General features: G+C 62.0%; 25 protein-coding genes. 14 read left to right on the plus strand and 11 right to left on the minus strand.

Annotated elements, in window-relative coordinates:
• Positions 1–11: 11 nt before the first annotated feature.
• The 4 genes from rpiA (at position 12) to AC1DX4_RS12295 (ending at position 4,081) form a co-directional block, all read left to right on the plus strand.
• Complete coding sequence (gene rpiA, locus AC1DX4_RS12280) at positions 12–743, plus strand: ribose-5-phosphate isomerase RpiA (RefSeq protein ID WP_477220565.1); 732 nt, start codon at positions 12–14, stop codon at positions 741–743.
• The gene (locus tag AC1DX4_RS12285; protein WP_477220566.1) at positions 730–1,368 is read left to right on the plus strand and encodes a DUF2059 domain-containing protein; all 639 of its coding nucleotides are present in this window, start codon (positions 730–732) and stop codon (positions 1,366–1,368) included. Before rpiA ends, AC1DX4_RS12285 begins: the two co-directional genes overlap by 14 nt.
• Before the next feature lie 120 nt (positions 1,369–1,488).
• A complete protein-coding gene (gor, locus tag AC1DX4_RS12290; RefSeq protein WP_477220567.1) occupies positions 1,489–2,877 on the plus strand; it encodes a glutathione-disulfide reductase in 1,389 nt (462 codons plus the stop codon).
• A 40-nt stretch (positions 2,878–2,917) separates the two neighbouring features.
• Entirely contained in the window at positions 2,918–4,081 is a 1,164-nt protein-coding gene (locus AC1DX4_RS12295) for a serine hydrolase domain-containing protein (RefSeq protein WP_477220568.1), read from the plus strand.
• Positions 4,082–4,227: 146 nt separating this feature from the next.
• On the opposite strand, the gene mgtE is transcribed toward AC1DX4_RS12295, so the two are convergent.
• From mgtE to AC1DX4_RS12310, 3 genes are all read right to left on the minus strand, one after another.
• Positions 4,228–5,592 carry a magnesium transporter gene (mgtE, locus tag AC1DX4_RS12300; protein ID WP_477220569.1) on the minus strand — a complete coding sequence of 455 codons (1,365 nt, stop codon included), beginning with the start codon at positions 5,590–5,592 and terminating at the stop codon, positions 4,228–4,230.
• 271 nt (positions 5,593–5,863) lie between these two features.
• Complete coding sequence (locus tag AC1DX4_RS12305) at positions 5,864–7,750, minus strand: ABC transporter ATP-binding protein/permease (protein WP_477220570.1); 1,887 nt, start codon at positions 7,748–7,750, stop codon at positions 5,864–5,866.
• 372 nt (positions 7,751–8,122) lie between these two features.
• Positions 8,123–8,524: a DUF6252 domain-containing protein gene (locus AC1DX4_RS12310; protein WP_477220571.1), complete on the minus strand. Its 402-nt coding sequence runs from the start codon at positions 8,522–8,524 to the stop codon at positions 8,123–8,125.
• A 275-nt stretch (positions 8,525–8,799) separates the two neighbouring features.
• Here AC1DX4_RS12310 and AC1DX4_RS12315 point away from each other — a divergent pair, with 275 nt between their 5' ends.
• Positions 8,800–9,234 carry a hypothetical protein gene (locus AC1DX4_RS12315; RefSeq protein WP_477220572.1) on the plus strand — a complete coding sequence of 145 codons (435 nt, stop codon included), beginning with the start codon at positions 8,800–8,802 and terminating at the stop codon, positions 9,232–9,234.
• A 28-nt stretch (positions 9,235–9,262) separates the two neighbouring features.
• Here the strand turns inward: AC1DX4_RS12315 and AC1DX4_RS12320 are convergent, their stop codons facing one another.
• Both AC1DX4_RS12320 and AC1DX4_RS12325 read right to left on the minus strand, forming a co-directional pair.
• Complete coding sequence (locus AC1DX4_RS12320) at positions 9,263–9,943, minus strand: DsbA family oxidoreductase (protein WP_477220573.1); 681 nt, start codon at positions 9,941–9,943, stop codon at positions 9,263–9,265.
• A gap of 16 nt (positions 9,944–9,959) precedes the next feature.
• Positions 9,960–11,780 (minus strand): extracellular solute-binding protein, encoded by a 1,821-nt coding sequence (locus AC1DX4_RS12325; protein ID WP_477220574.1) that lies wholly within the window; start codon positions 11,778–11,780, stop codon positions 9,960–9,962.
• Between the two features lie 232 nt (positions 11,781–12,012).
• On the opposite strand from AC1DX4_RS12325, the gene AC1DX4_RS12330 reads away from it, so the two are divergent.
• Positions 12,013–12,642 carry an invasion associated locus B family protein gene (locus AC1DX4_RS12330; protein ID WP_477220575.1) on the plus strand — a complete coding sequence of 210 codons (630 nt, stop codon included), beginning with the start codon at positions 12,013–12,015 and terminating at the stop codon, positions 12,640–12,642.
• A 109-nt stretch (positions 12,643–12,751) separates the two neighbouring features.
• Here AC1DX4_RS12330 and hspQ read toward each other — a convergent pair whose 3' ends face one another.
• Together hspQ and AC1DX4_RS12340 are read right to left on the minus strand one after the other, a co-directional pair.
• Complete coding sequence (gene hspQ, locus AC1DX4_RS12335) at positions 12,752–13,075, minus strand: heat shock protein HspQ (RefSeq protein WP_027027770.1); 324 nt, start codon at positions 13,073–13,075, stop codon at positions 12,752–12,754.
• A 149-nt stretch (positions 13,076–13,224) separates the two neighbouring features.
• Positions 13,225–14,439, minus strand: a complete 1,215-nt coding sequence (locus AC1DX4_RS12340) for a UbiH/UbiF family hydroxylase (protein ID WP_477220576.1) — start codon at positions 14,437–14,439, stop codon at positions 13,225–13,227.
• Positions 14,440–14,551: 112 nt separating this feature from the next.
• Here AC1DX4_RS12340 and AC1DX4_RS12345 point away from each other — a divergent pair, with 112 nt between their 5' ends.
• The 8 genes from AC1DX4_RS12345 to AC1DX4_RS12380 all read left to right on the plus strand — a co-directional run bounded on the left by AC1DX4_RS12345 (position 14,552) and on the right by AC1DX4_RS12380 (position 22,794).
• Entirely contained in the window at positions 14,552–15,439 is an 888-nt protein-coding gene (locus AC1DX4_RS12345; protein WP_477220577.1) for a DUF2182 domain-containing protein, read from the plus strand.
• A gap of 14 nt (positions 15,440–15,453) precedes the next feature.
• Entirely contained in the window at positions 15,454–16,068 is a 615-nt protein-coding gene (locus AC1DX4_RS12350) for a DUF1326 domain-containing protein (protein ID WP_477220578.1), read from the plus strand.
• 38 nt (positions 16,069–16,106) lie between these two features.
• A complete protein-coding gene (pcsA, locus tag AC1DX4_RS12355) occupies positions 16,107–16,913 on the plus strand; it encodes a phosphatidylcholine synthase (protein WP_464614770.1) in 807 nt (268 codons plus the stop codon).
• Positions 16,914–16,940: 27 nt separating this feature from the next.
• Positions 16,941–17,918 (plus strand): quinone oxidoreductase family protein, encoded by a 978-nt coding sequence (locus AC1DX4_RS12360; protein WP_477220579.1) that lies wholly within the window; start codon positions 16,941–16,943, stop codon positions 17,916–17,918.
• A gap of 133 nt (positions 17,919–18,051) precedes the next feature.
• Complete coding sequence (locus AC1DX4_RS12365) at positions 18,052–19,629, plus strand: ABC transporter ATP-binding protein (RefSeq protein WP_477220580.1); 1,578 nt, start codon at positions 18,052–18,054, stop codon at positions 19,627–19,629.
• Entirely contained in the window at positions 19,626–20,756 is a 1,131-nt protein-coding gene (locus AC1DX4_RS12370; RefSeq protein WP_477220581.1) for an ABC transporter permease, read from the plus strand. The genes AC1DX4_RS12365 and AC1DX4_RS12370 overlap by 4 nt, the downstream gene beginning before the upstream one ends.
• The gene (locus AC1DX4_RS12375; RefSeq protein ID WP_477220582.1) at positions 20,756–21,676 is read left to right on the plus strand and encodes an ABC transporter permease; all 921 of its coding nucleotides are present in this window, start codon (positions 20,756–20,758) and stop codon (positions 21,674–21,676) included. The genes AC1DX4_RS12370 and AC1DX4_RS12375 overlap by 1 nt, the downstream gene beginning before the upstream one ends.
• A gap of 50 nt (positions 21,677–21,726) precedes the next feature.
• Complete coding sequence (locus tag AC1DX4_RS12380; protein ID WP_477220583.1) at positions 21,727–22,794, plus strand: BMP family ABC transporter substrate-binding protein; 1,068 nt, start codon at positions 21,727–21,729, stop codon at positions 22,792–22,794.
• Positions 22,795–22,868: 74 nt separating this feature from the next.
• On the opposite strand, the gene rimO is transcribed toward AC1DX4_RS12380, so the two are convergent.
• The 4 genes from rimO to AC1DX4_RS12400 form a co-directional block, all read right to left on the minus strand.
• A complete protein-coding gene (rimO, locus tag AC1DX4_RS12385) occupies positions 22,869–24,182 on the minus strand; it encodes a 30S ribosomal protein S12 methylthiotransferase RimO (protein WP_477220584.1) in 1,314 nt (437 codons plus the stop codon).
• 165 nt (positions 24,183–24,347) lie between these two features.
• The gene (locus tag AC1DX4_RS12390; protein ID WP_477220585.1) at positions 24,348–25,034 is read right to left on the minus strand and encodes a TerC family protein; all 687 of its coding nucleotides are present in this window, start codon (positions 25,032–25,034) and stop codon (positions 24,348–24,350) included.
• 191 nt (positions 25,035–25,225) lie between these two features.
• Positions 25,226–25,633: a DUF930 domain-containing protein gene (locus AC1DX4_RS12395; RefSeq protein WP_181173525.1), complete on the minus strand. Its 408-nt coding sequence runs from the start codon at positions 25,631–25,633 to the stop codon at positions 25,226–25,228.
• Between the two features lie 56 nt (positions 25,634–25,689).
• Positions 25,690–26,388, minus strand: coding sequence for a DUF2161 domain-containing phosphodiesterase (locus AC1DX4_RS12400; protein ID WP_477220586.1), 699 nt, complete (start codon positions 26,386–26,388; stop codon positions 25,690–25,692).
• Positions 26,389–26,436: the final 48 nt, after the last annotated feature.

The raw sequence follows: 26,436 nt of genomic DNA on the forward strand, positions 1-26,436 counted from the left end.
CAGCAAGCGGCATGGATGCAAGACAGTTGAAGGTCGAGGCCGCGCGGGCCGCCCTTGCCCATGTCAGAGACGGCATGCGGCTCGGCATCGGCACCGGCACCACGGCGGAAGAGTTCGTACGGCTGCTCGCCGACAAGGTCGCCACCGGCATGACAGTGATTGGTGTGCCGACGTCGGAGCGCACGGCCGCACTTTGCCGAGAGCTTGGCGTGCCATTGTCGACATTGGAGCAAACGCCCGAACTCGATCTCACCGTCGACGGCGCCGATGAGGTCGACCCGGAACTGACCCTGATCAAGGGCGGCGGCGGCGCGCTGCTGCGCGAAAAGATCGTGGCCGCGGCCTCGCAACGCATGATCGTCATTGCCGACCGGTCGAAGATGGTCGAGACGCTCGGCCGGTTTCCGCTGCCGATCGAAGTCAACCAGTTCGGCCTGCGCGCCACCGAGATCGCGATAGCCAAGGCGGCTGCAAAACTCGGCCTTTCCGGTCCGATTACATTGAGGATGACGGGAGGCCAGGCTTTTGTTACAGACGGCGGCCATTTTATCCTCGATGCATCTTTTGGCCGCATTCCGGATACAAGAGCGCTTTCGAATGCTCTCCATGCCATTCCGGGCGTGGTCGAGCATGGTCTTTTCATCGGGCTGGCGTCAGCGGCCATCATCGCCGGCGGCGACGGTATCCAAACCGTCCATGCCGCCCGAAAACCAGGGAGTTCTACCGATCATGATGTTGCATAACCGGGTTCGCGGCCTTTGTGTCGTTCTGGCGGCTTCGGCCGTTTTCGCCTTGTCGTCGCCAGCGTTTTCGCAGGATGTCACCGATTCGCACCTGAAGGCCGCACGCGCTGCGGTCGCGGCGATCCATGCGACCGACCCGTTCGACAGCATCCTGCCGCAGGCGGCAGCCGCGCTCGAATCGCAGCTCATCCAGAAGAACCCGGACATGCAGGAGCTGATCGGCAAGACGATCAACGAGAAGGCGATGGCGATGGCCGCGCGCCGCGCCGATCTCGAGAAGGAAGCAGCCCTTGCCTATGCGAAGGTGTTTTCCGAAAAGGAACTCAACGACATCGCGGCCTTCTACAGCTCCGACTCCGGCAAGAAGCTGCTCGACAGCGGTCCGACCGTGACGCGTGATTTGGTCAAGGCAGCCGACATCTGGCAAAACGGCGTCGCCCGCGATCTCGCACAGCAGGTCGGCGAGACGCTTGCGGCGGCCGCCAAGGCTGCGGCTCCGGCTCCGGTTGCGCCCGCTGATGGCGCCGCTCCGGCCGACAATGCGGCTCCGGCAGATGGCGCGGCTCCGGCCGATGGTGCCGCACCCGCCGACGGCTCGGCTCCCGCCGACGGCACGCAGAACTGATTTCATTTTTCGGGCGGCATAGCCGCCTCTGGACCAGAAAGCCCGGCTTTGTCCGGGCTTTTCTTTTGGCGCTTCGCATCCTACCTCTGGCTTGAACTTTCCCTCCGCAGGAGTCCCATCATGACCGCTTACGACTACGATCTCTTCGTCATCGGCGGCGGCTCGGGCGGGGTGAGGGCGGCGCGCGTTGCCGCGGCACTCGGCAAGCGCGTCGGCATCGCCGAGGAATACCGTTTTGGCGGCACCTGCGTTATCAGGGGCTGCGTGCCGAAGAAGCTCTATGTCTACGCCTCGCAATTTCCGGAGCATTTCGCCGACGCCGCCGGCTATGGCTGGACGGTGCCGGAAGCCAGTTTCGACTGGCGCACACTGGTCGCCAACAAGGATCGCGAGATCAGCCGGCTGGAGGCGATCTACAAGAAGAATGTCGAGGGCTCCGGCGGCGAGACCTTCCATTCGCGGGCGATGATCGTCGACCCGCACGTGATCCATCTTCTGGGCGAGGACCGCACCGTCACCGCCGATCAGATCCTGGTTGCCACCGGCGGCCGGCCGGCGGCGCATCCAGCGCTGCCCGGGCATGAACACTGCATCTTCTCCAACGAGGCTTTCGACCTCAAGGAGCTGCCGAAGGCGATCATGATCGAGGGCGGCGGCTATATCGCGGTCGAGTTCGCCAACATCTTCCACGGCCTCGGCGTCGACACCACGCTGGTCTATCGCGGCAAGGAGATCCTCAGCCGCTTCGACATGGACTTGCGCCGCACGCTGCACGAGACGATGGAAAAGAAGGGGATCAAGATACTCTGCCATTCGGTGAGCGAGCGGGTGAGCAAACGGCCGGACGGCCGGCTCGACGCCGTTCTCACCAGCGGCCAGACGCTGACGGTGGACCAGGTCATGCTGGCCATCGGGCGCATCCCCAACACCGAGAATATGGGCCTGGAAGGCATCGGCATCGAGATGACCGCCGCCGGCGCGATCAAGGTCGACGCGTATTCGCGCACCAACATCGACAATGTCTGGGCAATCGGCGACGTCACCAACCGCGTGCAGCTGACACCGGTGGCGATCCACGAAGCGATGTGCTTCATCGAGACGGCCTTCAAGGACAACCCGACCGCACCCGACCACGAGACGATCGCGACGGCGGTCTTCTCACAACCGGAAATCGGTACTGTGGGTCTCTCGGAAGATGATGCCGTCAAGCGTTTCGCCGATATCGAGATCTACCGCGCCAGCTTCCGGCCGATGCGGCATACGCTGTCGGGCCGCGATGAGAAGATGCTGATCAAGCTGGTGGTCGATGGCGCGTCCCGCAAAGTGCTCGGCGCCCATATATTGGGGCCGGATGCAGGCGAAATGGCGCAGCTGCTCGGCATTCCGCTGAAGGCCGGACTGACAAAGGATGATTTCGACCGCACAATGGCCGTGCACCCGACCGCGGCGGAAGAACTCGTCACCATGTACAAGCCGACCTACCGCGTGAAGGACGGCCAGCGCATCTAGCCTTTCGTCTGTTTCCAGCGCCTGCCGTAGAGGGAGCTCGATGTCCGCCACCACCAATTCCACACCGCTTGATCATGGGTTCGGCGGCCGTGTCGACCAGGTCATCGACACGGCCGTCGAGGAGGGGCGCATTGTCGGCGCCGTGATTCTTGTCGCCCAGCGCGGTGAAATCCTATACAGCCGCGCCGCCGGCCTTGCCGACCGCGAAGCGAAGAAACCGATGACGCCGGACGCGATCTTCCGGTTGGCGTCGGTCACCAAACCTGTCGTCGCGACGGCCGCTCTTGCCCTTATCGAAGCAGGCATCATCGGCTTTGACGATCCCGTGGCGAAATTCATCCCGGAATTCCGGCCGAAGCTCGGGGATGGCAGTGAACCCGTCATCACCATCCGACAGCTCATGACGCACACTGCGGGCCTGAGCTACGGCTTCGGCCAGGCGGCCGACGGACCCTACATTCGCGCTGGTATCTCCGACGGTCTCGACCAGCCCGGCCTCTCGATGGCCGAGAATCTCAGCCGCATCGCCTCTGTGCCGCTGTCCTATGCACCGGGAACGCGATGGGGCTATTCGATGGCGATAGATGTGCTGGGCGAGGCCATGGCGAGAGCCACCGGCGCCTCCTTGCCGGAACTGGTCGATCGCCTGGTCGTTCAGCCGTTCGGCATGCAAGACGCGGCCTTTACCGTGCGCGATCGATCCCGGCTGGTGACGCCTTACGCCGACGGGCCAGGCAAGGCCATTCTCATGGGGGAACATCACCGCGTGCCTTATGGCGAGGGTTTCATTTCATACTCCCCCGGACGTGTTTTCGATCCTGCTTCCTTCGCCTCGGGCGGAACCGGCATGAACGGCACCGCCGGCGATGTCCTCAAGCTGCTCGAGGCGCTGCGTTCGGGCGGCGGGCCAGTCATCCGCGGCGAAACGGCCGCGGCGATGACCACGGACGCGATACCGGGCCTGGAAACCGGCATGCCTGGCTGGACCTGGGGTCTCGGTTTCAGCATTTTGCGCGACCCGCTCGCCGCATCAACGCCGCAGACGGCCGGCGCCTGGCGCTGGGGCGGCGTCTACGGCCATTCCTGGTTCGTGGATCCGGCATTGGAGCTGACGGTGGTGGCGCTGACAAATACGGCCGTCGCCGGCATGACCGGCGCCTTTCCCGATGCACTCCGCGACGCCATCTATGGCAGGCAGGCCTGAGTAGGGTAGATCGCCGCCGGCCACAGCCGGCGGCAGATACAGACGCTGCTGGATCGGCTCATCGTTTCACGGAAACTCAGAACCGATCTATCTTTTGTTGACGCAATTCCGGACGGAAAACCGTTTCACACTTTTCCTGGAATTGCTCAAAGCAGCGTTCCGCGCAGAATGACCATCGCCACCGAGAAATAGATCACCAACCCGGTGACATCGACCAGGGTGGCGACAAACGGCGCCGAAGCGCTGGCCGGGTCGAAACCGATGCGCTTCAGGGCAAACGGCAGCATCGACCCTGACAGGGAACCAAAGGTGACGATGCCAACCAGTGCCGCGCCGACCGTCGTGGCGATCAGCGGCCAATGCGGGCCATAGTCGTAGAAGCCCATATATTGCCAGAGCGCGATGCGGCAGATGCCGACCACGCCGAGCATGGCGCCCAGCACCAGACCGGTCGGCAGTTCGCGCAGCGCCACCCGCCACCAGTCGCGCAGGCCGATCTCGCGCAGCGCCAGCGCCCGGATGACAAGCGAGGTCGCCTGCGAGCCGGAATTGCCACCGGAGCTCATGATCAACGGGATGAACAACGTCAGCACGATCGCCTTCTGCAGCTCACCCTCGTAGCTCTGCATGGCGTTGGCGGTCAGCATTTCTGAGATGAACAGCGCACATAGCCAGCCGCCCCGCTTCTTGATCATGGAGAGGAAGCTTATCTTCATGTAGGGCTCGTCGAGCGCCTCCATGCCACCGAAGCGGTGCGCGTCCTCGGTCGTCTCCTCGATCATCGTGTCGATGATGTCGTCGATGGTGACGATGCCCAGTATCTTGCCGTGGTCGACCACCGGAACGGCGAGCAGGTCGTATTTGGAGATCGTCTGCGCCAGGGTTTCACGATCGGTCAGCGGCGTGACCGTGACCGGCACGCGGTCCGGCGCTACCGACAGGATCGGGTCGTCCGGTTCCCCGGTGATGAGCCGACGCAGACCGGTCGAGCGCACCAGCAGGTGAGTTTCGGGATCGACGATGTAGATCGCGTAGACGGTTTCGCGCGTCCGCTCGACCTTTCTGATGTAGTCGAGCGTGCGCCCAACGGTCCAGTCCGAAGGAACGCTGACGAATTCGGTCGTCATGATCGATGCGGCGCTGCCCTCGGGATAGCCCAGGATGGAAAGCAAGGTCGCACGTAGCGGCGGCGCCAGCGCACCGAGCAGTTCGGAACGTGCCGGCTCCTCGAGCTCGCGCAAAATGTCGGCCGCACGGTCGACCGACATGGCGGTGAGCAGCTTGCTTGCCTTGGGGCGGGGCAGGGCGTCTACGAGTTCTGGCGCGGCTTCGAGTTCAGGCTGATCGAAAATCTCGACCAGCCGCTCGAAGGGTACGGCGCAAAGCAGATCCGTCGCGGTTTCGCGCGATTCATGATTGAGCGCCTCGACCACGTCGGCAACGTGGTCGTTTGCGAGGATGCGGGCGATGGCGACGGCCTCGTCGTCCGCTACAGTGGGAAAATCGTTCATGGCTCACTCCTTGCCGTCCGGCAGGACATGAGCCATTCAGGTCACGTCTAGGCGGACGGCGGTTGCGTTCGACTAATACTGTCGCCAGGCATGGCGCGGTGACCTTTCCGCTTGCGGGTTCTGATTTGACTGTCAGCAAGCGGGCGCAACATAGGAGCGCACCTTGCCGAGTCAATCGTTGTGAGGAAGGAAATCGGCGCCTGATAGCTCCGATCGCGACACTGTGATCGCCGACTGCCGTTCTACCCGGCAAGTCGCGGTGAAATCACCGTTATTTCTGCTTCAGCCGACGCGAGAAACGCAGCCATTTGTCCTCGACCGGCCTTGGCTGGGCCAGGATCGTGGTGAGTTCGACAGGCAGCATCGGAACCAGCGGCTTCTTGGTGGCGACGCCGTCGGCGATCAGGACGATCGAGTGGTAGAACTCGGTGCCGGCAGCCGATCGCGGCGCCACCGCTTCGTGCATGACGCTGATCACCGTAACATCGGGGCAGTTGTCCTTGATCGCCTGATGGAAGGCAATCTTGCCCTCCGGGTCGAGGGCGCCGGTGGCCTCGTCGAGGAACAGGAGGCCGGGCTGCTGCAGGATGATGCGAGCCACCACCAGCTTCTGCTTCTGGCCGCCCGACAGAACCTGATCCCAGCTTTTGCCCTCGCGGCTTTCATTGGCCATATGCTCGATGAAGTCGCCAAGGCCAGCTTTGTGCAACGCCGCGGCGACCTGGGCATCGCCATGGTCGTGCTCCGAACCCGGCAGGCAGACCAGCTGTTTCAACGACACCTGCTGCAGCTTGACCTCCTGGGCGGCATAAAAACTCTTCACCCCGTCCGGGAAGACGATGGTGCCGTGGCCGTATGGCCAGAGCCCGTTGATCGCCTTGATCAGCGAAGTCTTGCCGCAACCGGATTCGCCCTTCAGGAAGGTCCACTCGCCGCGCCGGAAGCGCAAATTGGCGGCGCTGAGGAAGGGCGTCGCGTCCTCGCCCTGATGCGCCAGTTCGAGCCTCTGGATGGTCAGGCCGAAAACCGGGTTCTGACTGGCATAGTGGAAGTCGGAACGGCCGGTCTGGCTGTAGAACTCCTGCGGATGCTGAACATTCTCGATCGCATTCGCCAGCTCGGTGACACGCTGGCTGTTGGCGCGCAACGTGGCGATTGCGGGCATGACATGAATGAACCACGAACACTTGCTGATCAGCGCGTTCACCTGTTCGGAACCGGTTATGTAACCTTTGAGGTCGAGGCCGTTGTGGATGAACGGCACCAGACCAGGTCCGTAGGCCACAACTTTGGCACCGACAAAATTATAGACCGATTCGAATCCCGCATAGATGGTGTTGACGATGTTGAACTTCGACCAAGTGCTGTCGATGTCGAGATAGAGCTGGCCATGCATCGTCTTCTGCACGTCTTCGCCTCGCGACGCCGCCACGTGGAAACTGCGGCGCAATAACGTGATCAGTTCGCCGCGATAGGTGCCCTCAGCCTTCTGCATCCTGATGTTGAGCCACTCCAGCATTCCGCCGAGTTTGATCGCGATCCAAGTGTTGACGGGTACGTAAATGGCAACCGCCAAGAGAGCAAGGGCGGCGCTGCCATAGCCTCCTAAAACCTCGAGTCCCTTCACCTCCACCGAGTTTTTCAGCAATTCGCCGCCAACAAAGTAGAACGAGGTGAAGACACCGAATACGCCCATGGCCAGACCGATGGCACCGCCTGCCATATCCTTGATCGATTCCTGCACACGCTGGTCGACGTTGTCGGGCGCTGCCGTGCCGGACGAGCCATGCTGGACGTGGTAGTGTGAATGATTGGAATCGAGCAGCGCCTCATTGAAGCGGCTGTTTAGCCATGCGCGCCATTTGCGATGCAATGTCGCAGATACAAACTTGCAGGCTCCTACGATTCCCATGTCCTTGAGTACGACCAGCAACACAAGCAGGCCGGCATTGGTCAACAGCGATTCAAGTGGTGCGGTATTCGCGGCGTCGTGGAAAAAAGCGATTGAGGCCGCTAGTTCACCCGCCGCCACGGTGAACCAGACATCGGCCTTGCTGGAGAGCGCGGTGAGCAGGGCAATCACCAGGGTGAGGGTCCAGGCTTCCTTCCACCGATCCGAGACCCAGTAGGCCCGCATCAAGCCCCAGAAGCTGCGCATCGAGGATACCGGCGTCAAAGGCGACGGCCCCGAGGCGTCGCTGTGTAGTCTATCCGGTACTGACTCCTGCGATCGTTTGCCGATCCGAATCACGATCCCGCCCAAACCTTTTTTGTTTTGTTACGGATGGTAACACCAATTGATCATTTTCCATTACTTTTTGTAGGGGGTCGGCGGGATTGAAGTGCCGGCCGTGTCGGCAAGGCAACAGACCAGCCTTTCCGAGCGTCGCGCGGAAGCCAGCGAAAACGCGATTTAATGCAATGATGTCATATACTTGATAGGAATTTTGTAGGACGCTTCAACCTTCCCTTAGGGAAGGTTCTCACACGATTTTGTGACTCATTTTGGCTTGCCGGGCGGGTCGAATTTTCATTGCGGGCTAACCAAAACTCCCGAAAACAGACCGTCCTTGATGTCTGCTTCCTTGCCGTCATCGTCCTTGCCGGAGGCCGAGAAGTGACCGGAAATGGTCTTTGCGGCAGGGTCGTACTTGTCGATCACCACTTCACCGCTCTTGGACCTGACATGCCCGACCGTGGCGGCGGAATCGAGGATATTGAAGTTGGCGCCATTGGCGGGAAAGCCGCCGCCGAACGGGTAGGTGCCGACATAATCGCCTGGCGTTTTCAGCACCAGCATCGAATTGAATGTCATCGTCGGCGAGCCCTGTTGGGTCCCCGACAGGTTCAGCACCGGTTTGCCTGCCATCTCCAGCGTCGTGCCCTGGGCGAATGATGCCGTCCACGGCTTGCCGTCGAAACTGGCGGTCATGACCGCGTCCCCGGCGTTTGCCGCCGATGTGAACCACGGGCCTGTCAGGGCTGTGAGGCAAAGCAGCAAGAATGAAACGCCACGAAGTCCCGTGAGCATGAACGTCCCCCATCGATCGACTAGGCTTGGGACAATAGCGCAGACCTTGGCTGTGGGCGATTCACCACATCGTCATGCGAAGCGTGCCGTTTGACAAAATACGTGCATGAGGTTGAACCTAGTCCGGGGCTGTCGGCACYAATGCATATCAGGTTCTCCAACAAGGAAGCTTCCCAATGCTTGCACGCGCAGCCGCACCCGCAATCCTGTTGCTTTTCGCTTGGCTCCCTCTGGCGCATGCTGGCGGTCAATCCATTCCGGCAAGTTCGGAAGGGCAAGTCGAGTTCAATGCTCCCTCTGGTAACATCGGCTGTATCTACACGCCGAAAGGCGGCACCAGCACCTATTCACCACAGGACGGCGGTCCGGAACTGAGCTGCTCGCGGGTTGAACCAAGCTACGTGACCGTAATCCTCGGCCCAAAAGGGCCGGCCACCCTAATCAAGAACCCCGGTGAGCAGAGCTGTTGCAGTGACGTAGACAAGCTTGACTATGGCAACAGCTGGAGCCAGGGGCCGTTCACTTGCCAGTCGTCGACCAAGGGACTGACCTGCACCGGCAGCAATGGTCACGGGTTCTTCGTCAGCAAAGCCAAGGTGATGGTGCAATAGGCTGCACCGCCCGCGGATGCAGCCTGCCTCAGCCGACCTTGTCCAACTCGCCGCGGGCCTTGGCCACAGCCACCTGCCGGATGGCATCCGCCAGCGTGTCGGCGTCCTGTGCGCCCATGACTGCGTATTTGCCTTCGATGAGGAAACAGGGCACGCCTGATATGCCCATGCGCGACGCCGTGGCGATCTCGGTGCGCACCGCTTCGACATCGGCGTCGGTCGGCAGGAGCGTGGCGACCACGGACGCATCCATGCTGGCCTCGCGGGCGGCTTCGACCAACACGGCATGGTCGCCGATGTTGACGCCCTCCTCGAAATTCAATTGGAACAGGCGACGGACCAGCCTGTTCTGGATGGCTTCGCCGGCGGCACCCGCCCAGCGGATCAGCCGATGCGCATCCAGCGTGTTCGGCGCCACCTTGATGGCATCGAAGGCAAAAGAAATGCCCTCGGCTTCGCCAAGCGGTTCGATGCGGGCATGGATCTCTCGGATGCGCTCGTCGCTGCCGAACTTGGCAAGCATGTACTCGCGGCGGTCCTTGCCTCGCGGCGGAATGGTCGGATCGAGCTGGAACGGCCGCCAGCGTATATGCACATCGACATCGCCGACCGCGGCGACCGCCTTGTCCAGCCGCTTCTGGCCAATGAAACACCAGGGGCAGACGACATCCGACACCACATCGACGGTTATGGCATTCGCTTCGCTCATCTCGATCTCCGGATTGTCAGTTCGGTTTGCGCCACCATGTCGGCAGCTGATAGCCGAATATGGGCGTCTTCTTCGGATGTTCCAGATAATTCCAGTAAGCAAGCCACTGCTGCGTGTTGTACTGCATCGGCACCATGTAGTAGCCCGAGATCAGCAGCCGGTCGAGAACGCGAACGGCGGCGACATAATCCTCCTTCGATTGGGCGCGCAGCATCGCTTCGATCGCCGCATCGACCGCCGGATCGGCAACGCCGGCGAGATTGAACGAGCCTTCGGCCTTGGCCGCCTCGGAGCTCCAGCGTCCGAGCTGTTCGAAGCCTGGCGACAGGGAATTGTTGAAGCCGCTGGATCCGATCAGAGCCTCGAAATCGAAGCGCTGCTTGCGTGACTGGATCTGGTCGCCGTCGAGTTTGCGGATGCTGACGTCGATGCCGATCTTCGCCAGTGTGCGCTGGTAGATACCGGCCAGGCGCTCCTCGTCCTGCGAAGCGGTCAGTATCTCGAATCCGAAAGGTTTGCCCTCGGGATCGAGCATCGTCCCGTCCTGGACGTGGTAACCGATACTTTTCAGGAGATCGAAAGCTGTCTTCAACACTTTGCGGTCCTGGCCCGAACCGTCGGTCACCGGCGGTTTCCAGGTGCCGTCCATGACGTCAGGCGGCACACGGCCGGGGTAGGGGGCGAGCAACGCCTTTTCCCTGTCGTCGGCCGGATGGCCGAGCGCGGAAAGCTCGGAGTTCTGCCAATAACTCATCGAGCGTGTGTACTTGCCGCCGAACAGGTTCTTGTTGGCCCATTCGAAATCGTAAAGCATGCCGAGCGCGCGCCGAACCTCCGGATTGGAGAACTTCTGCAGCCTCGTGTTGAACAGGAAACCGGTCACGACGGGCGGAATGCCGGTGTCGAAGGTTTCGGCGACCACGTCCCCCCTGTGGAAGGCCGGGAAATCCAGATCGCGCTCACGCTTGACCGGATCACTGTCGTCGTCGAGGGCGCAGAGGCCTTTCTTGAAGGCCTCGAGCTTGGCGTTGGCGTTGAGGAAGTATTCGATGGTGATCTGGTCGTAATTGTCGAAGCCGCGTTTGGCCGGGACATCCTTGCCCCAATAATCGGGGTTGCGCTTGAATACGATGCGCTGGCCGGGCGCCACCTGGGCAATGGTGTAAGGTCCACTGCCAATCAGCGGCTTCAGCGTTGTCTTGTCGAAAGTCTCCTTGTTGAAGGCATGTTTCGGCAGGATCGGCGTCAGCGCGATGATCAGGGGCGTTTCCCGATTGGCCTTGTCATTGAAGGTGAAGCGCACGCTGTGATCGCCGGTCTTTTCAAGTTTGGCGATCAGGCTCATGCGTGCGTTGTAGGGTGGGCGGCCCTTGTCGGTAAAGACATCGTAGGTGAACAGCACATCCTCCGGCGTCACCGGTTCGCCGTCCGACCATTTTGCCTTGGGGTTGAGATGGAATTCGATCGACTTGCGCTCGGGGTCCATGTCCACGCTGTCGGCGAGCAGGCCATAGAGACTGAAGGCCTCGTCGTAGTTGCGCTGCATCAACGGCTCGAAAACGAGGTTGCCGTAGTTCAGATCCATCATGCCGCGCGCCGTGGTGCGCAGGCTTTTCAGGATAAACGGGTTGAGGTTGTCGAAGCTGCCGACGACGCAATAGGTAATGTTGCCGCCCTTCGGCGCGTCAGGATTGACGTAGTCGAAGTGGGTATAGTCGGGCGGCAGTGCCGGCTCGCCCTGCATGGCAATAGCGTGCTTCGGTTCCGACATGGCCGGCCGCGGCGAAAGGGTAAAAAGCGATGTCGCGGTGATCAGCCAAACAAGAACGCGGCCCATGACCGTCTCCTTAACAGGTCGGCTTGATGATTCGATGCGCACCCTAGCATGAGGCAGCTGCGAGCCGGCCAATGGTGTCATCAAGAATTACAGGAGGCGGGCTGGATTCGGCACCGCTTGCAGTGTAACACGCCGACCGAAGTCATTCTGTTGCCTCATTTCGGCAACAGGTAGCTGGACCACACGGCGCAGAGAAGCCGGTTCCGGGATCATTTGAGAGGAAGTGCACGATATGACGAGCCTGAACAGCAATGCGTACCGCCTTTCGGTCATGGCCGCGGGCGTGGTCGGCTTTCTGGGCGCAGGACTTCCCACCGCTTCCGCACAGCAGCAGCCGCAGATTCCACAGGGCTGGTTCAAGGCCTGCACCAAGCAGGAAGACGTCGACATCTGCAATGTCCAGAACATCGTCACTGCCGGCAACGGCCAGCTCGTCACCGGCGTGAGCATGATCGAACTCAAGGGCAAGGTGAACCGCAAGGTGTTCCAGGTGACGGTCCCGACCGGCCGCCTCGTACCTCCCGGCATCGGCCTGCAGATCGACACCGGCAAGGCCGTAAAGCTCGACTATGTGATCTGCTTCCCGGATCGTTGCGTGGCCGAAGTGCCGCTGACCGACCAGCTCGTCGCCGCATTCAAGAAAGGCCAGGGGATCACGCTGACCTCGATCAATTTCCAGAACCAGGCCAACCCGATCAAGATCGCGCTGCAGGGCTTCAGCGGCGCCTATGACGGCCCGCCGCTGCAGCAGTCGGACATCGAGGACCGGCAGAAGAAGCTCCAGGACTTCGTCGCCAAGAACAACCAGGACTTCGCCAAGAAGCTCAAGGAAGAGCAGGACAAGGCCAAGACCGCCAACTGATCACCGGCTCGGGCATTCTCGAGTCAAAGAAAAAGCGGGGTCATGCCCCGCTTTTTTCGTTCCTGGCCATGGCCTGGATATCCTGATGGATGGCCGGAATGCCGGGACGTCAGTGCCTGGACTGCCGTTTCGGCTCGTAGCGTCCGTCCGGCTTCTTGTCGAACATCTCCTTGATCTGCGGGTGGCGGACCGGTTCGCCCGACTGATCCTCAAGCAGGTTCTGCTCTGACACATAGGCGATGTATTCGGTTTCCGAGTTCTCGGCGAGCAGGTGGTAGAACGGCTGATCCTTGCGCGGCCGCACGTCGGCGGGGATGGCTTCGTACCATTCGTCGGTGTTGGCGAATTGCGGGTCGACGTCGAAAATGATGCCTCGAAACGGAAACAGCCGGTGGCGAACCACCTGTCCGATCGCGAATTTGGCCGTTTTCATCGTACTCACCACTGAATTCCTTGGCTTTATTTGGCGCAGACTCCGAGTCAATTCAATCCCGAAGCGTTTGAGCGTCTTCAAGCTACGCAGAATACGGCGCAAAGGTTTTTGATTGACGTCGCGACGTCGCGATAAAATCCGCAAGATTACTACTGCTGCCGCATCGGTTTTCGCAGGCCGCCGGCAAGTGCTGCAAAACCACTGCCGGGACGAAGCCCTTCGCGCATGAAGAAGGCGCGCAGCGGTGCAAAGCCACCGAGCACGCCGAGACCAGCGCCGCGTGCCATCTGCGCCGGCAGCATATCGGAGAGCAGCGACATGTTGAGCAGATTGACAGCGCTGCTGCGCGCCAGAATGTCGGGGCGGCGCTTGAAATCGTAGGCGGCAAGGGCCTTGGCCGCACCGGGATCGCCACGATTTTCAGCAGCAATTCCAACCAGATCATCAATATCCCTGATGCCAAGGTTGAGACCTTGTGCGCCGATCGGCGGGAATACATGCGCGGCTTCGCCGACAAGCGCCACCCGCCGATGTGCAAAACGCAAGGGCGTCACCGCCGAAAGCGGATAGATCTGGCGGCCAGGCTCTACCGTCACCCGGCCCAGCATCGACTGCATCTGCTGCTCGACCCGCAGCGAGAGCGCTGCATCATCCAGTGCGGCAAGCTCCTTGGCGGTCTCGGGTTTGACCACCCAGACGAGGCTTGAGCGATTGCCTGATAACGGAACCTGCGTGAACGGTCCGGTCTCGGTGTGGAATTCGGTCGAGGTGAAGGCATGCTCGCTTCTATGGCCGAAATTGAGCACGAGTGCCGCCTGCGGATAGGAGCGCGCAGCGGTCGAAATGCCCGCCGCCTCGCGTGCAGGCGACAGACGCCCATCGGCGGCGACCGCCAGCGACGCCCCAACCTCACCGCCGTCGGCGAGGGTGGCATAAGCCTTGTCGGCATCGAGACGCCAGGTCTTGACCATCGACCTCAGCCATTCGATCCCGGAATGCGCGGCCACCTTGCTGGCAAGCGCAGGGCCAAAGACGCTGTTGGGCAGGTTCAGCCCGAACTGGTCCTCATCGATCTCGCTGGCGCGGAAGGTGACGACGGGGCTGCGGATCAGCCGCGAGGTCGCATCGACGATGCGCATGACCTTCAAGGGGGCGGCCTTGGGCTTGATGTCTTCGAGGACATCAAGCCGCTCAAGCACTTTCAGGGCAGGGTTCATCAGCGCCGTGGTGCGGCCATCGGGGGCCGACGCCTCAGGCCCGACAAGCGTCACCGGGAAGCCGGCATCAGCGAAAGCGAGCGCCGCGATCAGCCCTGCCGGTCCGGTGCCGGCAATCAGTATCGGCGCTGTTTCCTGATGCTCCAAGGATCGGCTTCCGGCTTGCGATGCGAGGCGGGCCACCAGACCTGCCAGTCAAGGAGCATATAGGTCAGATCATGCGGCTTGATCAACGCGGCGATTCGGCCCATTCGGAGGCATGACCGGCCACCAGGACGATTTCAGCCATCTCGACCGCGCCGGCCGCGCCACGGCTGATATTGCGCGCAACCCGCGCTTGACGGTCAATGTCGTTGTCGGCGCGGGCATCGCGCTCGCCTGGTTGTCGCTGGCCGCGATGGCAATTCGCGGTGCCGAGGCCCGGGGCAGCGCGCCCGGCGATACTTTCCTGCGCGGCCTGCCACAGATGCCGCTGCCCGATTTCCTGGAACGGTTCTTCGCGCTCTGCCTGTCGCCGGCGCCGCTGGACGCAGGCATCGGCTTGCGCGCCCTGGCGCTTGTCCTGGTGTGGTTCCTGATGGCGATCGCAGCGATGCTGCCGTCCGCGGCACCGATGATCCGCACCTATTGCGAGATCGCCGATACGGCCCGGATCAAGGGCGAGCCGGTCGCCCACCCGCTGGTGCTGGTTGCCGGCTATCTCGGCGTCTGGCTCGCCGCCTCGATGCTGTTTGCGGCACTGACGCTCTGCGTGCACACTTTCGCCGCGTCCGGTGAACTGTACGATCCGGTGCTTGGCATTGCCGGCGCGCTCACATTGCTGATTGCCGGCCTCTACCAGTTCAGCGGCCTCAAGGAGGCTTGCCTGAAGAAATGCCGCAACCCGTTCTCGATCCTGTTTTCGAACTGGAGCGCCAAACCGATCCGCGTGTTCCGGCTCGGCGTTGTGCAAGGCATATGGTGCCTCGGCTGCTGCTGGGCGCTGATGCTGGTGATGTTTGCCGTCGGCGTAATGAACATCTTCTGGATGGCGCTGATCGGCGTGTTCACCCTGATTGAAAAACAGACGACGGGCAGTCTTCCAACCCGGCTGGCCGGTGCGATACTGCTTGTCTGGGCAGCCGCGCTGCTAGTAGTCTCGTTGTGAGTGGGGGAAATTCGATGACAGATCAGAGCTGGGCAATGAAAGGAGAGCTCGTACTCTCCTGCAATTGCACGGTTTTTTGTCCTTGCGTGCTGTCGCTCGGCAGTCACCCTCCGACCGAGGGCTATTGCCAGACCTGGGCGGGATTCCGCATTGATGCCGGCCACTTCGGCGAGGTCGACCTATCTGGCCTCAACCTTGGGCTGATCATGGAAATACCCGGCTATATGAGCCGCGGCAACTGGACCGCGGGTCTATTCATCGACAAACGCGCCTCGATCTACGCGGTCAAGGCTTTGACGAAGATTTTCACCGGCAAGGCCGGTGGGACGACGTCGCTGCTGTCGATCCTGGTCGGAAAATTCCTGGGTGTCGAACAGGTGCCGATCACTTATGAGACGCGGGACAAGACGCGTATCTTCCAGATACCGAAGATCATCGACGGCGCGGTGACGCCAATCGCCGGCAAGGATCGCGACAAGGATACGGTGATCACGAATTCGGAATACTGGATCGCGCCGGAGATCATCGTGGCCAAGTCCGACAAGAGCAAGATGCGGGCCTTTGGCCGCAACTGGAACTTTGCTGGCCGCTCGGCCGAAATCTGCAAGCTGGATTGGCGGGGGCCGTGAGCAAGAACACAACGCCCAGGAGCATGGCGGCCAGGAATATGGCGGCACGGAAAGCTGCCAAGAAGATCACCGACCGGATTCCGCGACCGAAGAAGAAAGTCACATGGCCGCAGGCGAGGGCGTTCTCCGTCCATCTGCTGACGGCGTCAGGCTCGTTCCTCGCCTTCCTGTCGCTGGTGGCGGCGAGTGAGGAACGCTGGACGGCAATGTTCTGGTGGCTTGGGCTGGCGCTGTTCGTCGACGGCATCGACGGGCCGATCGCCAGGAAGCTCGAGGTCAAGGAAATCCTGCCGACCTGGTCGGGCGAGCTCCTCGACAACATTATCGACTACGTGACCTATGTTCTGATCCCGGCCTTCGCGCTCTACCAGCGCGGCTTCATGGGCGAGGGCCTGTCGTTCCTGTCGGCGGCGATCATCGTCGTCTCCAGCGCGATCTACTATGCCGACACCGGGATGAAAACGAAGGAGAATTTCTTCAAGGGATTCCCGGTTGTCTGGAACATGGTGGTGTTCACGCTGTTTGTCATCGAGCCGGGACAATGGGTCTCGTTCGCGGTGGTGGTGGTGGCCGGCATCCTGACGTTCGTGCCGATCAATTTCATTCATCCGGTGCGGGTGGTGCGGCTGCGGCGCATCAATCTCACAATGACGCTTTTGTGGTGCGCCTTCGGCGCGCTTGCGCTTGCGCAGGCGGCTCTGGCAGCCTTCTATGATCAGATCGGCGTGCTGGGCGAGCAGGTCAGCACTTTCATCAAGATCGGCATTACCATCAGCGGGCTTTACCTCGCCTCCATCGGTGGCATCATGCAGTTCTTTCCAAATCTCGGTGCCAAAAAGGCCTGATCAGCCACTCCCACAGGAAGCCAATCCATGTCCAAAGCGATCCGCATCCACGCCCATGGCGGCCCGGAAGTTCTGACCTATGAGGACACCGATCCCGGCCAGCCGGGTACCGGGCAGATATTGGTCAGGCATACCGCGATCGGCCTCAACTTCATCGATGTCTATCATCGCTCCGGGCTCTATCCGCCGCCTGGCGGTTTTCCGCTTATTCCCGGCAGCGAAGCTGCCGGCGTGGTGCAGGAGGTCGGCCAAGATGTTGACTGGCTGAAGCCCGGCGACCGCATCGCCTATTCGACGAATGTCGGTGCCTACGCAGAGGAGCGTGTCATCGCGGCCGACCGCGTGGTGAAGATTCCTGAAGGCGTCAGCGACGAACAGGCCGCCGCGATGATGCTGAAAGGCATGACCGCCGAATATCTCTTGCGCCGCACCTTCAAGGTGAAGGCCGGCGACACGATCCTGTTCCATGCCGCGGCCGGCGGCGTTGGCCTCATTCTCGGCCAATGGGCGAAACATCTCGGCGCAACCGTCATCGGCACGGCAAGCTCGACCGACAAGATCGAGCTCGCCAAGGCACACGGCTTCGACCATGTCATCAACTACAAGGAGCAGGATTTCGTCGCCGGCGTTGCCGCCATCACCGGCGGCAAAAAATGCGACGTCGTCTACGATTCGGTTGGTAACGACACTTTTCCGGCCTCGCTCGACTGCCTGAAGCCGCTCGGCATGTTCGTCAGCTTTGGACAGTCCTCGGGACCGATCCCGCCATTCTCGATGTCGCTGCTGGCCCAGAAGGGTTCCTTGTTCGCGACCCGGCCGACGCTGTTCGTCTACAATGCAAAACGCGAGGACCTTGATGCCTCCGCCGCTGCACTGTTCGAGGTGGTGCTCAGCGGCGTCGTCAAAATCCAGATCAACCAGCGCTATGCGCTGAAGGATGCCGGCAAGGCGCATGCCGACCTCGAGGGTCGCAGGACAACAGGGACGACCATTCTCATCCCTTAGTCCCGCCAGGCTTGCTATCCCTTGAATTTCCGCTGAAATTCTTGAAGCTCTTTCAAGACGCGTGCCGCTTTCCGTTGAGAGCCGGCGGCGCCTACCATGCTTGCGGGAACACAGAACATATCTGGCTAACCAGATGGGAGGCACTGTGAGTGCAGATCATGACGGGGCGAACCTGCTTGAGGTTCGTGGCCTGACCAAGATATTCGGCACGCTGACGGCGTGCGATCATATCGACCTCAACATCGCCAGGGGTGAAATCCACGCGTTGCTCGGTGAGAACGGCGCCGGCAAGTCGACGCTGGTCAAGATGCTGTTCGGCTCGCTGGAGCCCAATTCCGGCGAGATTTCCTGGAACGGCCAGGCGGTGCGGATCACCAATCCGGGGGCTGCGAAGAAGCTCGGCATCGGCATGGTGTTCCAGCACTTTTCGCTGTTCGAAGCACTGACCGCGGCCGAGAACATCGCGCTCTCCCTGGATGACGGCGCGCCGATCAGCAGCATTGCCGCGAAGGCGAGGGCGCTTTCCTACAGCTACGGCCTGCCGCTCGATCCGGACTCGCTGGTCGGCGACCTGTCGGTCGGCGAGCGCCAGCGCATCGAGATCATCCGCTGCCTGCTGCAGACTCCGCAACTCATCATCCTTGACGAGCCGACCTCGGTGCTGACGCCGCAGGAAGCCGACAAGCTGTTCGAGACGCTGGAGCGGCTGCGCGCGGAAGGCAAATCGATCCTCTACATTTCGCACCGGCTCGAAGAGGTCAAACGCATCTGCGACCGCGCAACCGTGTTGCGGCATGGCAAGGTGGTCGGCCACTGCAATCCGCGCGAGGAAACAGCCGCCTCGCTTGCCCGCATGATGGTCGGCAACGAGGTGCAGGCCGTGGTGCGTGCGCCGGTCGCGGGGATCGAAACCGCGCTGCCGCTGCTCGAAATCCGCGGCCTCAGCCGCAAGCCGGCGACGCCGTTCTCCATTCCGCTCAAGAATATCAACCTCAATGTCCGAGCCGGCGAGGTGATCGGCATTGCCGGTGTCGCCGGCAACGGCCAGGGCGAGTTCTTCGAATCCGTCTCCGGCGAAGTGTTGCAGCAGGATGCCGCCTCGGTGCGCATCTGCGGCAAGGATGCCGGTGGCCTCACCATCACCGGACGGCGCCTGCTGGGTGCCGCCTTCGTGCCGGAAGAGCGCCTCGGACATGGTGCCGCACCGCGCATGAAACTCTCGGAAAACCTTTTGCTCTCGCGCCATGCCACCGACGGCAAGGTTTTCGTCAGCAGCGGTGGGATGGTCAGGGCCGCCGCGATCTATGCCGCCTCACAACGCATCATCGAGGCGATGGACGTGCGCAAGAGCGCGCCGGATCCGGAAGCGGCAGCACTCTCGGGCGGCAATCTGCAGAAATTCATCGTCGGCCGCGAACTTGACCGCCGCCCAAGCGTCATGGTGGTCAATCAGCCGACCTGGGGCGTCGATGCCGGTGCCGCCGCCCATATAAGGCAGGCACTGATCGAACTGTCGCGCAGCGGATCGGCGGTGCTGGTGATCAGCCAGGATCTCGACGAGCTGTTCGAGATCTCGGACGCGATCGCGGTCATGCACAATGGCGAGCTGTCCAAGCCGATGCCGATCGCCGAAGCAACCTTCGAGAAGGTCGGCCTGTTGATGGGCGGCGCCGAGCCTGGCCACGCCGAACATACGCTGGAGACGGCATGATGCGCCTCGAACTCGTCAAACGCCCGCAGCGTTCCGTGCTGTTTTCGGCCCTGTCGCCGTTCATCGCCTTCGCGCTGACCATCATCGCCGGCGCGGTTCTGTTCGCGCTGCTCGGCGTCAATCCGCTGACCGCGTTCCGGATCTACTTCATCGAGCCGATCAGCCAAGTCTGGCAGCTGCATGAGCTGGCGATCAAGGCAGCACCGCTGATCCTGATCGCGGTCGGCCTGTCGGTCTGTTACAAAGCCAACATCTGGAACATCGGCGCCGAGGGCCAGTTCGTCTTCGGCGCCATCTTCGGCTCCGCCATTCCGGTGCTATTTCCGCAATTCGAAGGCCCGCTGGTGCTGCCGCTGATGCTTCTGCTCGGCATGGTCGGCGGTGCGGCCTATGCGGCAATCCCGGCGTTTCTGAAAACCCGGTTCAACACCAACGAGATCCTGACCAGCCTGATGCTGGTCTATGTCGCCCAGCTCTTCCTCGACTGGCTGGTGCGCGGCCCATGGCGCGATCCGCAGGGCCATGGTTTCCCGCAGACAATCCAGTTCGGCGACTCGGCCGTGCTGCCGGAACTGATGCCGGATGCCGGACGCGCCAACTGGGGTTTTGTCTTTGCGCTGGTTGCCGCGGTCCTGGTCTGGATCCTGATGAGCCGCATGCTCAAGGGCTTCGAGGTCCGCGTGCTGGGCTCCAGCCCACGGGCAGGGCGCTTCGCCGGCTTCGGCCTCAACCGCATGGTGTTCTTCGCCTTGCTGCTGTCTGGCGCACTGGCCGGCCTTGCCGGCATCTCGGAAGTCTCCGGCGCCATCGGGCAGTTGCAGCCGGTCATCTCGCCCGGCTACGGCTTCACCGCCATCATCGTGGCGTTCCTCGGCCGTCTCAATCCGCTTGGAATCATCGCGGCGGGTCTGGTGCTGGCGCTGACCTATCTCGGCGGCGAGGCGGTGCAAAGCGCGCTCGGCATTTCCGACAAGGTGGCAAGGGTGTTCCAGGGCATGCTTTTGTTCTTCGTGCTCGGCTGCGACACGCTCATTCACTACCGCATCCGCCTGATCGGCCTGGCGCTGACGAAACCAGAAGGCGCGGCGAAGCTCGAGGCCGCGCCGAAGTTGAAGGAAGCCCGCTGATGGACATCACCGTCAACATCCTCCTGACCATCGCCACGGCGGCGACGCCGCTGTTGATCGCGGCGATCGGCGAACTGGTGGTCGAGCGCTCCGGCGTGCTCAATCTCGGCGTCGAAGGCATGATGATCATGGGCGCGGTCGGCGGCTTCGGCGCCGGCTACCTGACCGGCTCGCCCTGGATCGGCCTTTTGGCGGCAATCGTCATGGGCGCGTTGTTCTCGCTGCTGTTTGCCGTCATGACGCTGTCGCTGGCTACCAACCAGGTTGCAACCGGCCTGTCGCTGACGCTGCTCGGCCTCGGCCTCTCCGGTATGATCGGCACGAGCTTCGTCGGCCAGCCCGGTGTCAGGCTGCCCAATCTCGACATCCCGGTCCTGACCGAGATCCCCGTGATCGGCAAGCTTCTGTTCGGCCAGGATCCGATCTTCTACATCTCGATCGCGCTGACCGCCGCCGTCATGTGGTTCCTGTTCAAGACACGTACCGGACTGACACTGCGCTCGATCGGCGACAGTCACACGTCGGCGCATGCGCTCGGCATCAAGGTCATCCGCTACCGCTATCTCTCGGTCATCTTCGGCGGCGCCTGCGCCGGTCTGGCCGGCGGCCATCTGTCGCTCGTCTACACGCCGCAATGGGTCGAGAACATGAGCGCGGGCCGCGGCTGGATCGCGCTGGCGCTGGTGGTGTTCGCGTCGTGGCGCCCGTGGCGTGTGTTGGCCGGCGCCTACATCTTCGGCGCGGTCTGGATCGGCCAGCTTCATGCACAGGCTTTTGGCATTCCGGTGCCCTCGCAGATGCTTTCTTCTCTGCCCTATCTGGCAACCGTCGTGGTTCTCGTTCTAATCTCGCGCAACAAGCGTCTGACGATGATGAACACGCCGGCATCCCTGGGGCAGCCATTCGTTCCGGATCGTTGACAATAATAACAAACGGGAAGCTCCAAGGCTTAACACAGAGAGGTAACACAATGAAAAAACTGCTTATTGCCCTGATGACGACGACAGCGGCATTGTCGCTGGCCGCGTCCGCAGAGGCCGCCGACAAGCTGAAGGCCTGCTGGGTCTACACCGGCCCGATCGGCGATTTCGGCTACTCCTACCAGCACGACCAGGGCCGGCTCGAAGTCGAAAAGGCGCTCGGCGACAAGGTCGAGACCGCCTATCTGGAGAACGTCTCCGAGGGGCCCGATGCCGACCGTGCTTTCGAGCGCCTGGCGCGCGAAGGCTGCAAGCTGATCTTCGGCACCTCGTTCGGCTTCATGGACGCCGAAGTGAAGGTCGCCAAGAAATTTCCGAAAGTGATGTTCGAGCACGCCACCGGCTATAAGTCCGGCGACAATCTCGGCCTCTACAATGCCCGCTTCTATGAAGGCCGCTACGTGCTCGGCCAGATCGCCGCCAAGGAATCGAAGTCCGGCGTTGCCGGCTACATCGTCTCCTTCCCGATCCCGGAAGTGGTGATGGGCATCAACTCGTTCATGCTCGGCGCGCAGTCCATCAATCCGAACTTCAAGGCCAAGATCGTCTGGGTCAATTCGTGGTTCGATCCGGGCAAGGAAGCAGACGCCGCCAAGGCGCTGTTCGACCAGGGCGCCGACATCATCGTCCAGCACACCGATTCGACCGCCGCCTTGCAGGTGGCAGAGGAGCGCAAGCTGCACGGCTTCGGCCAGTCGTCCGACATGATCAAGTTCGCGCCGAACGCGCAGCTGACCTCGCTGACCGACGAATGGGGTCCGTACTACATCAGCCGGGTGCAGGCAGCCATCGACGGCACCTGGAAGCCGGACAATGTCTGGCTTGGCATCAAGGACGGCGCGGTCAAGCTCGCGCCCTTCACCAACATGCCCGACGACGTGAAGGCGATGGCCGAGGCAACCTCGAAGAAGATCGCCGGCGGCTGGAACCCCTTCACCGGACCGATCGCCAAGCAGGACGGCTCGGCATGGCTGAAGGACGGTGAAGTCGCCGATGACGGCACGCTGCTCGGCATGAACTTTTACGTCAAGGGCGTCGACGACAAGCTGCCGCAGTAAGGCACATCACGTACCGAATATGGAGAGGGCGCCGCGAGGCGCCCTTTCATTTGTCTGGAGAATTGACTGAAGGTTCAGACAGCCGAACCGTAGAGGTCATAGGCGTCGGCACGGTCGATCTTGACGGTGACGATGTCGCCTTGGCGCAGCGGACGGCGCGACTGGATGTGGACCGAGCCGTCGATCTCCGGCGCATCATATTTGGTGCGGCCCTTTGCCGAGGTGCCGTGCGCCTCGTCGATCAGCACCGGCAGGCGCTTGCCGACCTTCCTGGCCAGCTGCGTCGCCGAAATCTTCTGCTGGCGCTGCATGAAGCGGTGCCAGCGTGCCTCTTTGATTTCCTGCGGCACCTGCTCGAGGCCGAGATCGTTGGAGCGGGCGCCCCGGACCGGCTCGTATTTGAAGCAGCCGGCACGGTCGATCTTGGCTTCGTCCAGCCAGTCGAGCAGCATCTCGAAATCCTCGTCCGTCTCACCGGGAAAGCCGACGATGAAGGTCGAGCGGATCGCGAGATCCGGGCAGACGTCGCGCCAGCCGCGGATGCGTTCCAGCGTCTTTTCGCCGTGCGCGGGCCGGCGCATGTTCTTCAGCACCTGCGGCGAGGCATGCTGGAACGGGATGTCGAGATAGGGAAGGATCTTGCCGTCGGCCATCAGCGGGATGACGTCGGCGACATGCGGGTAGGGGTAGACATAGTGCATGCGCACCCAGATGCCGAGCTTGCCCAACTCCTCCGAAAGATCGAGGAATTTCGCCCGCACTTCACGATCGCCGAACATCGACGTCTGGTACTTGATGTCGATGCCGTAGGCGCTGGTGTCCTGCGAGATGACGAGCAACTCCTTGACGCCGGCCTTTGCCAGTTTTTCGGCTTCCCGCAGCACATCAGCCGCGGGCCGCGAAACGAGATCGCCACGCAGCGCGGGGATGATGCAGAAGGTGCAGCGGTTGTTGCAGCCTTCCGAGATCTTGAGATAGGCATAGTGGCGCGGCGTCAGCTTGACGCCCTGCGGCGGCAGGAGATCGATGTAGGGATCGTGCGAAGGAGGGGCGGCCTCATGCACGGCGGCCATCACGCTCTCATAGGCCTGCGGCCCGGTGATCGCCAACACGTTGGGGTGCTTCTCGCGAATCACGTCCGGCTCGGCGCCGAGGCAACCGGTGACGATAACCCTGCCGTTTTCCGAAAGCGCGGAACCGATGGCATTGAGCGACTCGTCGCGGGCGGAATCGAGAAAGCCGCAGGTGTTGACGACGACGAGATCGGCGCCGTCATGCTTGCGGGCGATCTCATAGCCTTCGGCGCGCAGGCGCGTGATGATGCGCTCGGAATCCACGAGCGCCTTCGGACATCCAAGGCTGACGAAACTGACGCGAGGGGCGGACATAGGCAAGTTTCCAATGGGGGCACGGGCCGAAACGCTGGTCCGGCCTCAAGTCGCTGTAAATGTCGGTCTGTGGCGCGTGGCAGGAGCCAATACGCGCGGCGCAATAGCATGGCTTCGGCAATCAAGCAAACCGGCCGACAGGCCGCCGCGCGCCATCGGAGTGGCTCAGTGGCCTCCGGAACCGAACCAGGGTGCCAGGAAAGCGAAGTGCTCGGGGTACTGCTGTACCGCACCGTCCAGCAGCATTTTCACCGCAACGTAGAGAATGATCGCCAGGCCGAGATAGGCGATCCAGCGATATTTGTGCAGGAGGCGCGCGACGAACGAGGCAGCAAAGCCCATCAAGGCAATCGACAAGGCCAGTCCGACAATCAGCACGGTCGGATGGTTCATCGCCGCTCCCGCTACGGCAAGAACGTTGTCGAGCGACATCGAAACGTCGGCGATGACGATCTGCCAGGCAGCCTGCGAGAAGGTCTTGCGCGGCCCCTTGCCGCCGATGACACCGTCCTTGTCGAAATCTCCATTCGACAGCGCTTCCGTCGCGTCGCGCTCTTGTTCATGACTGACACGCAATTCGCGCCACATCTTCCAGCAGACCCACAACAGCAGCAGGCCGCCGCCGATAAGCAGCATGGGTCCAATGGTGAGCAGCCATTGCGTGATCAGGGCGAAGAAAATGCGCAGCACGGTTGCCGCCGCGATGCCGACGAGAATGGCGCGCTTGCGCTGGCTTACCGGCAGGCCGGCCGCGGCGAGGCCAATGACGATTGCATTGTCGCCCGCGAGAGCAAGATCGATGGCTATGACCTGAAGAAGAGCCGATAGGCCGGTGGCAGTGAATATTTCCATGGATCTGGAAGCCCTTGCCTGTTCGCCGAGTGTTCGTCGTCGACTATCCAAACGGGCCTAAAGGCATGGTCCGCTGGCGTCAAGACGCTGCATCGGACAACGTTGGGAAACCACTTTTGTTACAGTGGGATTACCGGGGGATTTTCAGTTCTCGCAGCTCGAACGCTTGCGCCGCTGCGCGTGTGGAAAAACTAGTCGTAGAGATTGTACTTCGCCCAGTCGGCTTCCGGAATCTCGTCGCCGATCCGGTAGCGCAGCTGCAGGACTTCCATATGGTCCGGCCCGGTCTGGCACTTGAATTTCAGCCGATACCACTGTCCCTTGCTGCGGAACGCCGCGCCAGGGCTCCTGATCGCATCGGCGCTCATCTCGGGCGTGGCGAAGGCGTAAGCGACGACCCGGTCGGCCTTGAACTTGCGATCATCGTGGGTGATCCGGTCCAGGATTTCGGCATCGCAACGCTGCTCGAGGCGTGTTTGGGGATCAAGTTTCATCAGCCCGGCACGCAATGCGTTGTCCATCGCGCTGGCCGGGAAAGCCAGCGTCAGGGACGCAATGGCCATCATGCAGAGTGTCTTCATGGGCGCGACAAGCAGCATGTTTTGTCTGAAAAATCAACCAAGAGGGGCGCGTCATGCTCGGCAAGCCCCAGCTTTCAGGGGGTCGGCGCAATCAAAATCTCGTGTCGAGGCGCATCGTGCGCCGTCTGCGGCCAACGGACCAGCGATGCGCGGCCGGCATCCGTGAGATCGTAGAGGCCGCGGTCAACGCGCGCGAACCAGCCATAGACATTATGCTGCAGAATTTTCGGCGCGATAGGCGTCAAGGCCTTCAGATCGCGCGGCCGTCTGGGTCCGTCAACCATCGCGGCGGCGCAAATGAGGGCGCTTTGGCGGTAGGCGGTCATGATCGGATTGCGCGATCCGCCGCCCGCGACAGGATCGCCGCGGCGGCGTTGGTGCTCGTCGACAAGACGGGATCGCTTCCGCGCATTCTTGCGCGGCTCCGGCGCGGCAGGACTGATAAGCACTTCGACCTTGTCACTGGCTGTCACGCCAAGCACGCCGAAGCCAAGCCGACGGCAGAGATTGCGGAACCGGGCGTCGCTTTCGCGCCCCTTGCCGCGCGCCGACATGCGCGCCGCCAGCCAGACTTCGTCGCAAGCGGCGGCACGATCGACGCCCTGCAGCACGAGTTCCAGATTGAACTGCAGCTTCAATTCGCAGATGACGACGACCGGCGGCTCGCCTTCACGCAGCGCGACGATGTCGCAGCCGCCGATTTCGCCCTTTACGACGAAGTCGAGATTTTCGAGGAACCGCTTCACCGGCGCATAGAGTGAGGTCTCGTTCATGCCTCAAGGCTTAGCCGATTCGAAGAGAAAAGCCTTCCGGCTTCGGGG

The sequence above is a fragment of the Mesorhizobium sp. P3_A8 genome (assembly GCF_056402995.1).

Excerpts from the sequence above, each read along its gene's own strand:
- AC1DX4_RS12390 (WP_477220585.1), bottom strand. The coding sequence starts at position 25,034 with ATGGAAATATTCACTGCCACCGGCCTATCGGCTCTTCTTCAGGTCATA.
- AC1DX4_RS12315 (WP_477220572.1), top strand. The coding sequence starts at position 8,800 with ATGCTTGCACGCGCAGCCGCACCCGCAATCCTGTTGCTTTTCGCTTGG.
- pcsA (WP_464614770.1), top strand. The coding sequence starts at position 16,107 with ATGGCGGCACGGAAAGCTGCCAAGAAGATCACCGACCGGATTCCGCGA.
- AC1DX4_RS12370 (WP_477220581.1), top strand. The coding sequence starts at position 19,626 with ATGATGCGCCTCGAACTCGTCAAACGCCCGCAGCGTTCCGTGCTGTTT.
- rpiA (WP_477220565.1), top strand. The coding sequence starts at position 12 with ATGGATGCAAGACAGTTGAAGGTCGAGGCCGCGCGGGCCGCCCTTGCC.
- AC1DX4_RS12365 (WP_477220580.1), top strand. The coding sequence starts at position 18,052 with ATGGGAGGCACTGTGAGTGCAGATCATGACGGGGCGAACCTGCTTGAG.
- AC1DX4_RS12320 (WP_477220573.1), bottom strand. The coding sequence starts at position 9,943 with ATGAGCGAAGCGAATGCCATAACCGTCGATGTGGTGTCGGATGTCGTC.
- AC1DX4_RS12285 (WP_477220566.1), top strand. The coding sequence starts at position 730 with ATGATGTTGCATAACCGGGTTCGCGGCCTTTGTGTCGTTCTGGCGGCT.
- AC1DX4_RS12295 (WP_477220568.1), top strand. The coding sequence starts at position 2,918 with ATGTCCGCCACCACCAATTCCACACCGCTTGATCATGGGTTCGGCGGC.
- AC1DX4_RS12375 (WP_477220582.1), top strand. The coding sequence starts at position 20,756 with ATGGACATCACCGTCAACATCCTCCTGACCATCGCCACGGCGGCGACG.
- AC1DX4_RS12350 (WP_477220578.1), top strand. The coding sequence starts at position 15,454 with ATGACAGATCAGAGCTGGGCAATGAAAGGAGAGCTCGTACTCTCCTGC.
- AC1DX4_RS12310 (WP_477220571.1), bottom strand. The coding sequence starts at position 8,524 with ATGACCGCCAGTTTCGACGGCAAGCCGTGGACGGCATCATTCGCCCAG.
- AC1DX4_RS12400 (WP_477220586.1), bottom strand. The coding sequence starts at position 26,388 with ATGAACGAGACCTCACTCTATGCGCCGGTGAAGCGGTTCCTCGAAAAT.
- mgtE (WP_477220569.1), bottom strand. The coding sequence starts at position 5,592 with ATGAACGATTTTCCCACTGTAGCGGACGACGAGGCCGTCGCCATCGCC.
- gor (WP_477220567.1), top strand. The coding sequence starts at position 1,489 with ATGACCGCTTACGACTACGATCTCTTCGTCATCGGCGGCGGCTCGGGC.
- AC1DX4_RS12395 (WP_181173525.1), bottom strand. The coding sequence starts at position 25,633 with ATGCTGCTTGTCGCGCCCATGAAGACACTCTGCATGATGGCCATTGCG.
- AC1DX4_RS12380 (WP_477220583.1), top strand. The coding sequence starts at position 21,727 with ATGAAAAAACTGCTTATTGCCCTGATGACGACGACAGCGGCATTGTCG.
- AC1DX4_RS12305 (WP_477220570.1), bottom strand. The coding sequence starts at position 7,750 with ATGCGCAGCTTCTGGGGCTTGATGCGGGCCTACTGGGTCTCGGATCGG.
- AC1DX4_RS12360 (WP_477220579.1), top strand. The coding sequence starts at position 16,941 with ATGTCCAAAGCGATCCGCATCCACGCCCATGGCGGCCCGGAAGTTCTG.
- rimO (WP_477220584.1), bottom strand. The coding sequence starts at position 24,182 with ATGTCCGCCCCTCGCGTCAGTTTCGTCAGCCTTGGATGTCCGAAGGCG.
- AC1DX4_RS12345 (WP_477220577.1), top strand. The coding sequence starts at position 14,552 with ATGACCGGCCACCAGGACGATTTCAGCCATCTCGACCGCGCCGGCCGC.
- AC1DX4_RS12325 (WP_477220574.1), bottom strand. The coding sequence starts at position 11,780 with ATGGGCCGCGTTCTTGTTTGGCTGATCACCGCGACATCGCTTTTTACC.
- AC1DX4_RS12330 (WP_477220575.1), top strand. The coding sequence starts at position 12,013 with ATGACGAGCCTGAACAGCAATGCGTACCGCCTTTCGGTCATGGCCGCG.
- hspQ (WP_027027770.1), bottom strand. The coding sequence starts at position 13,075 with ATGAAAACGGCCAAATTCGCGATCGGACAGGTGGTTCGCCACCGGCTG.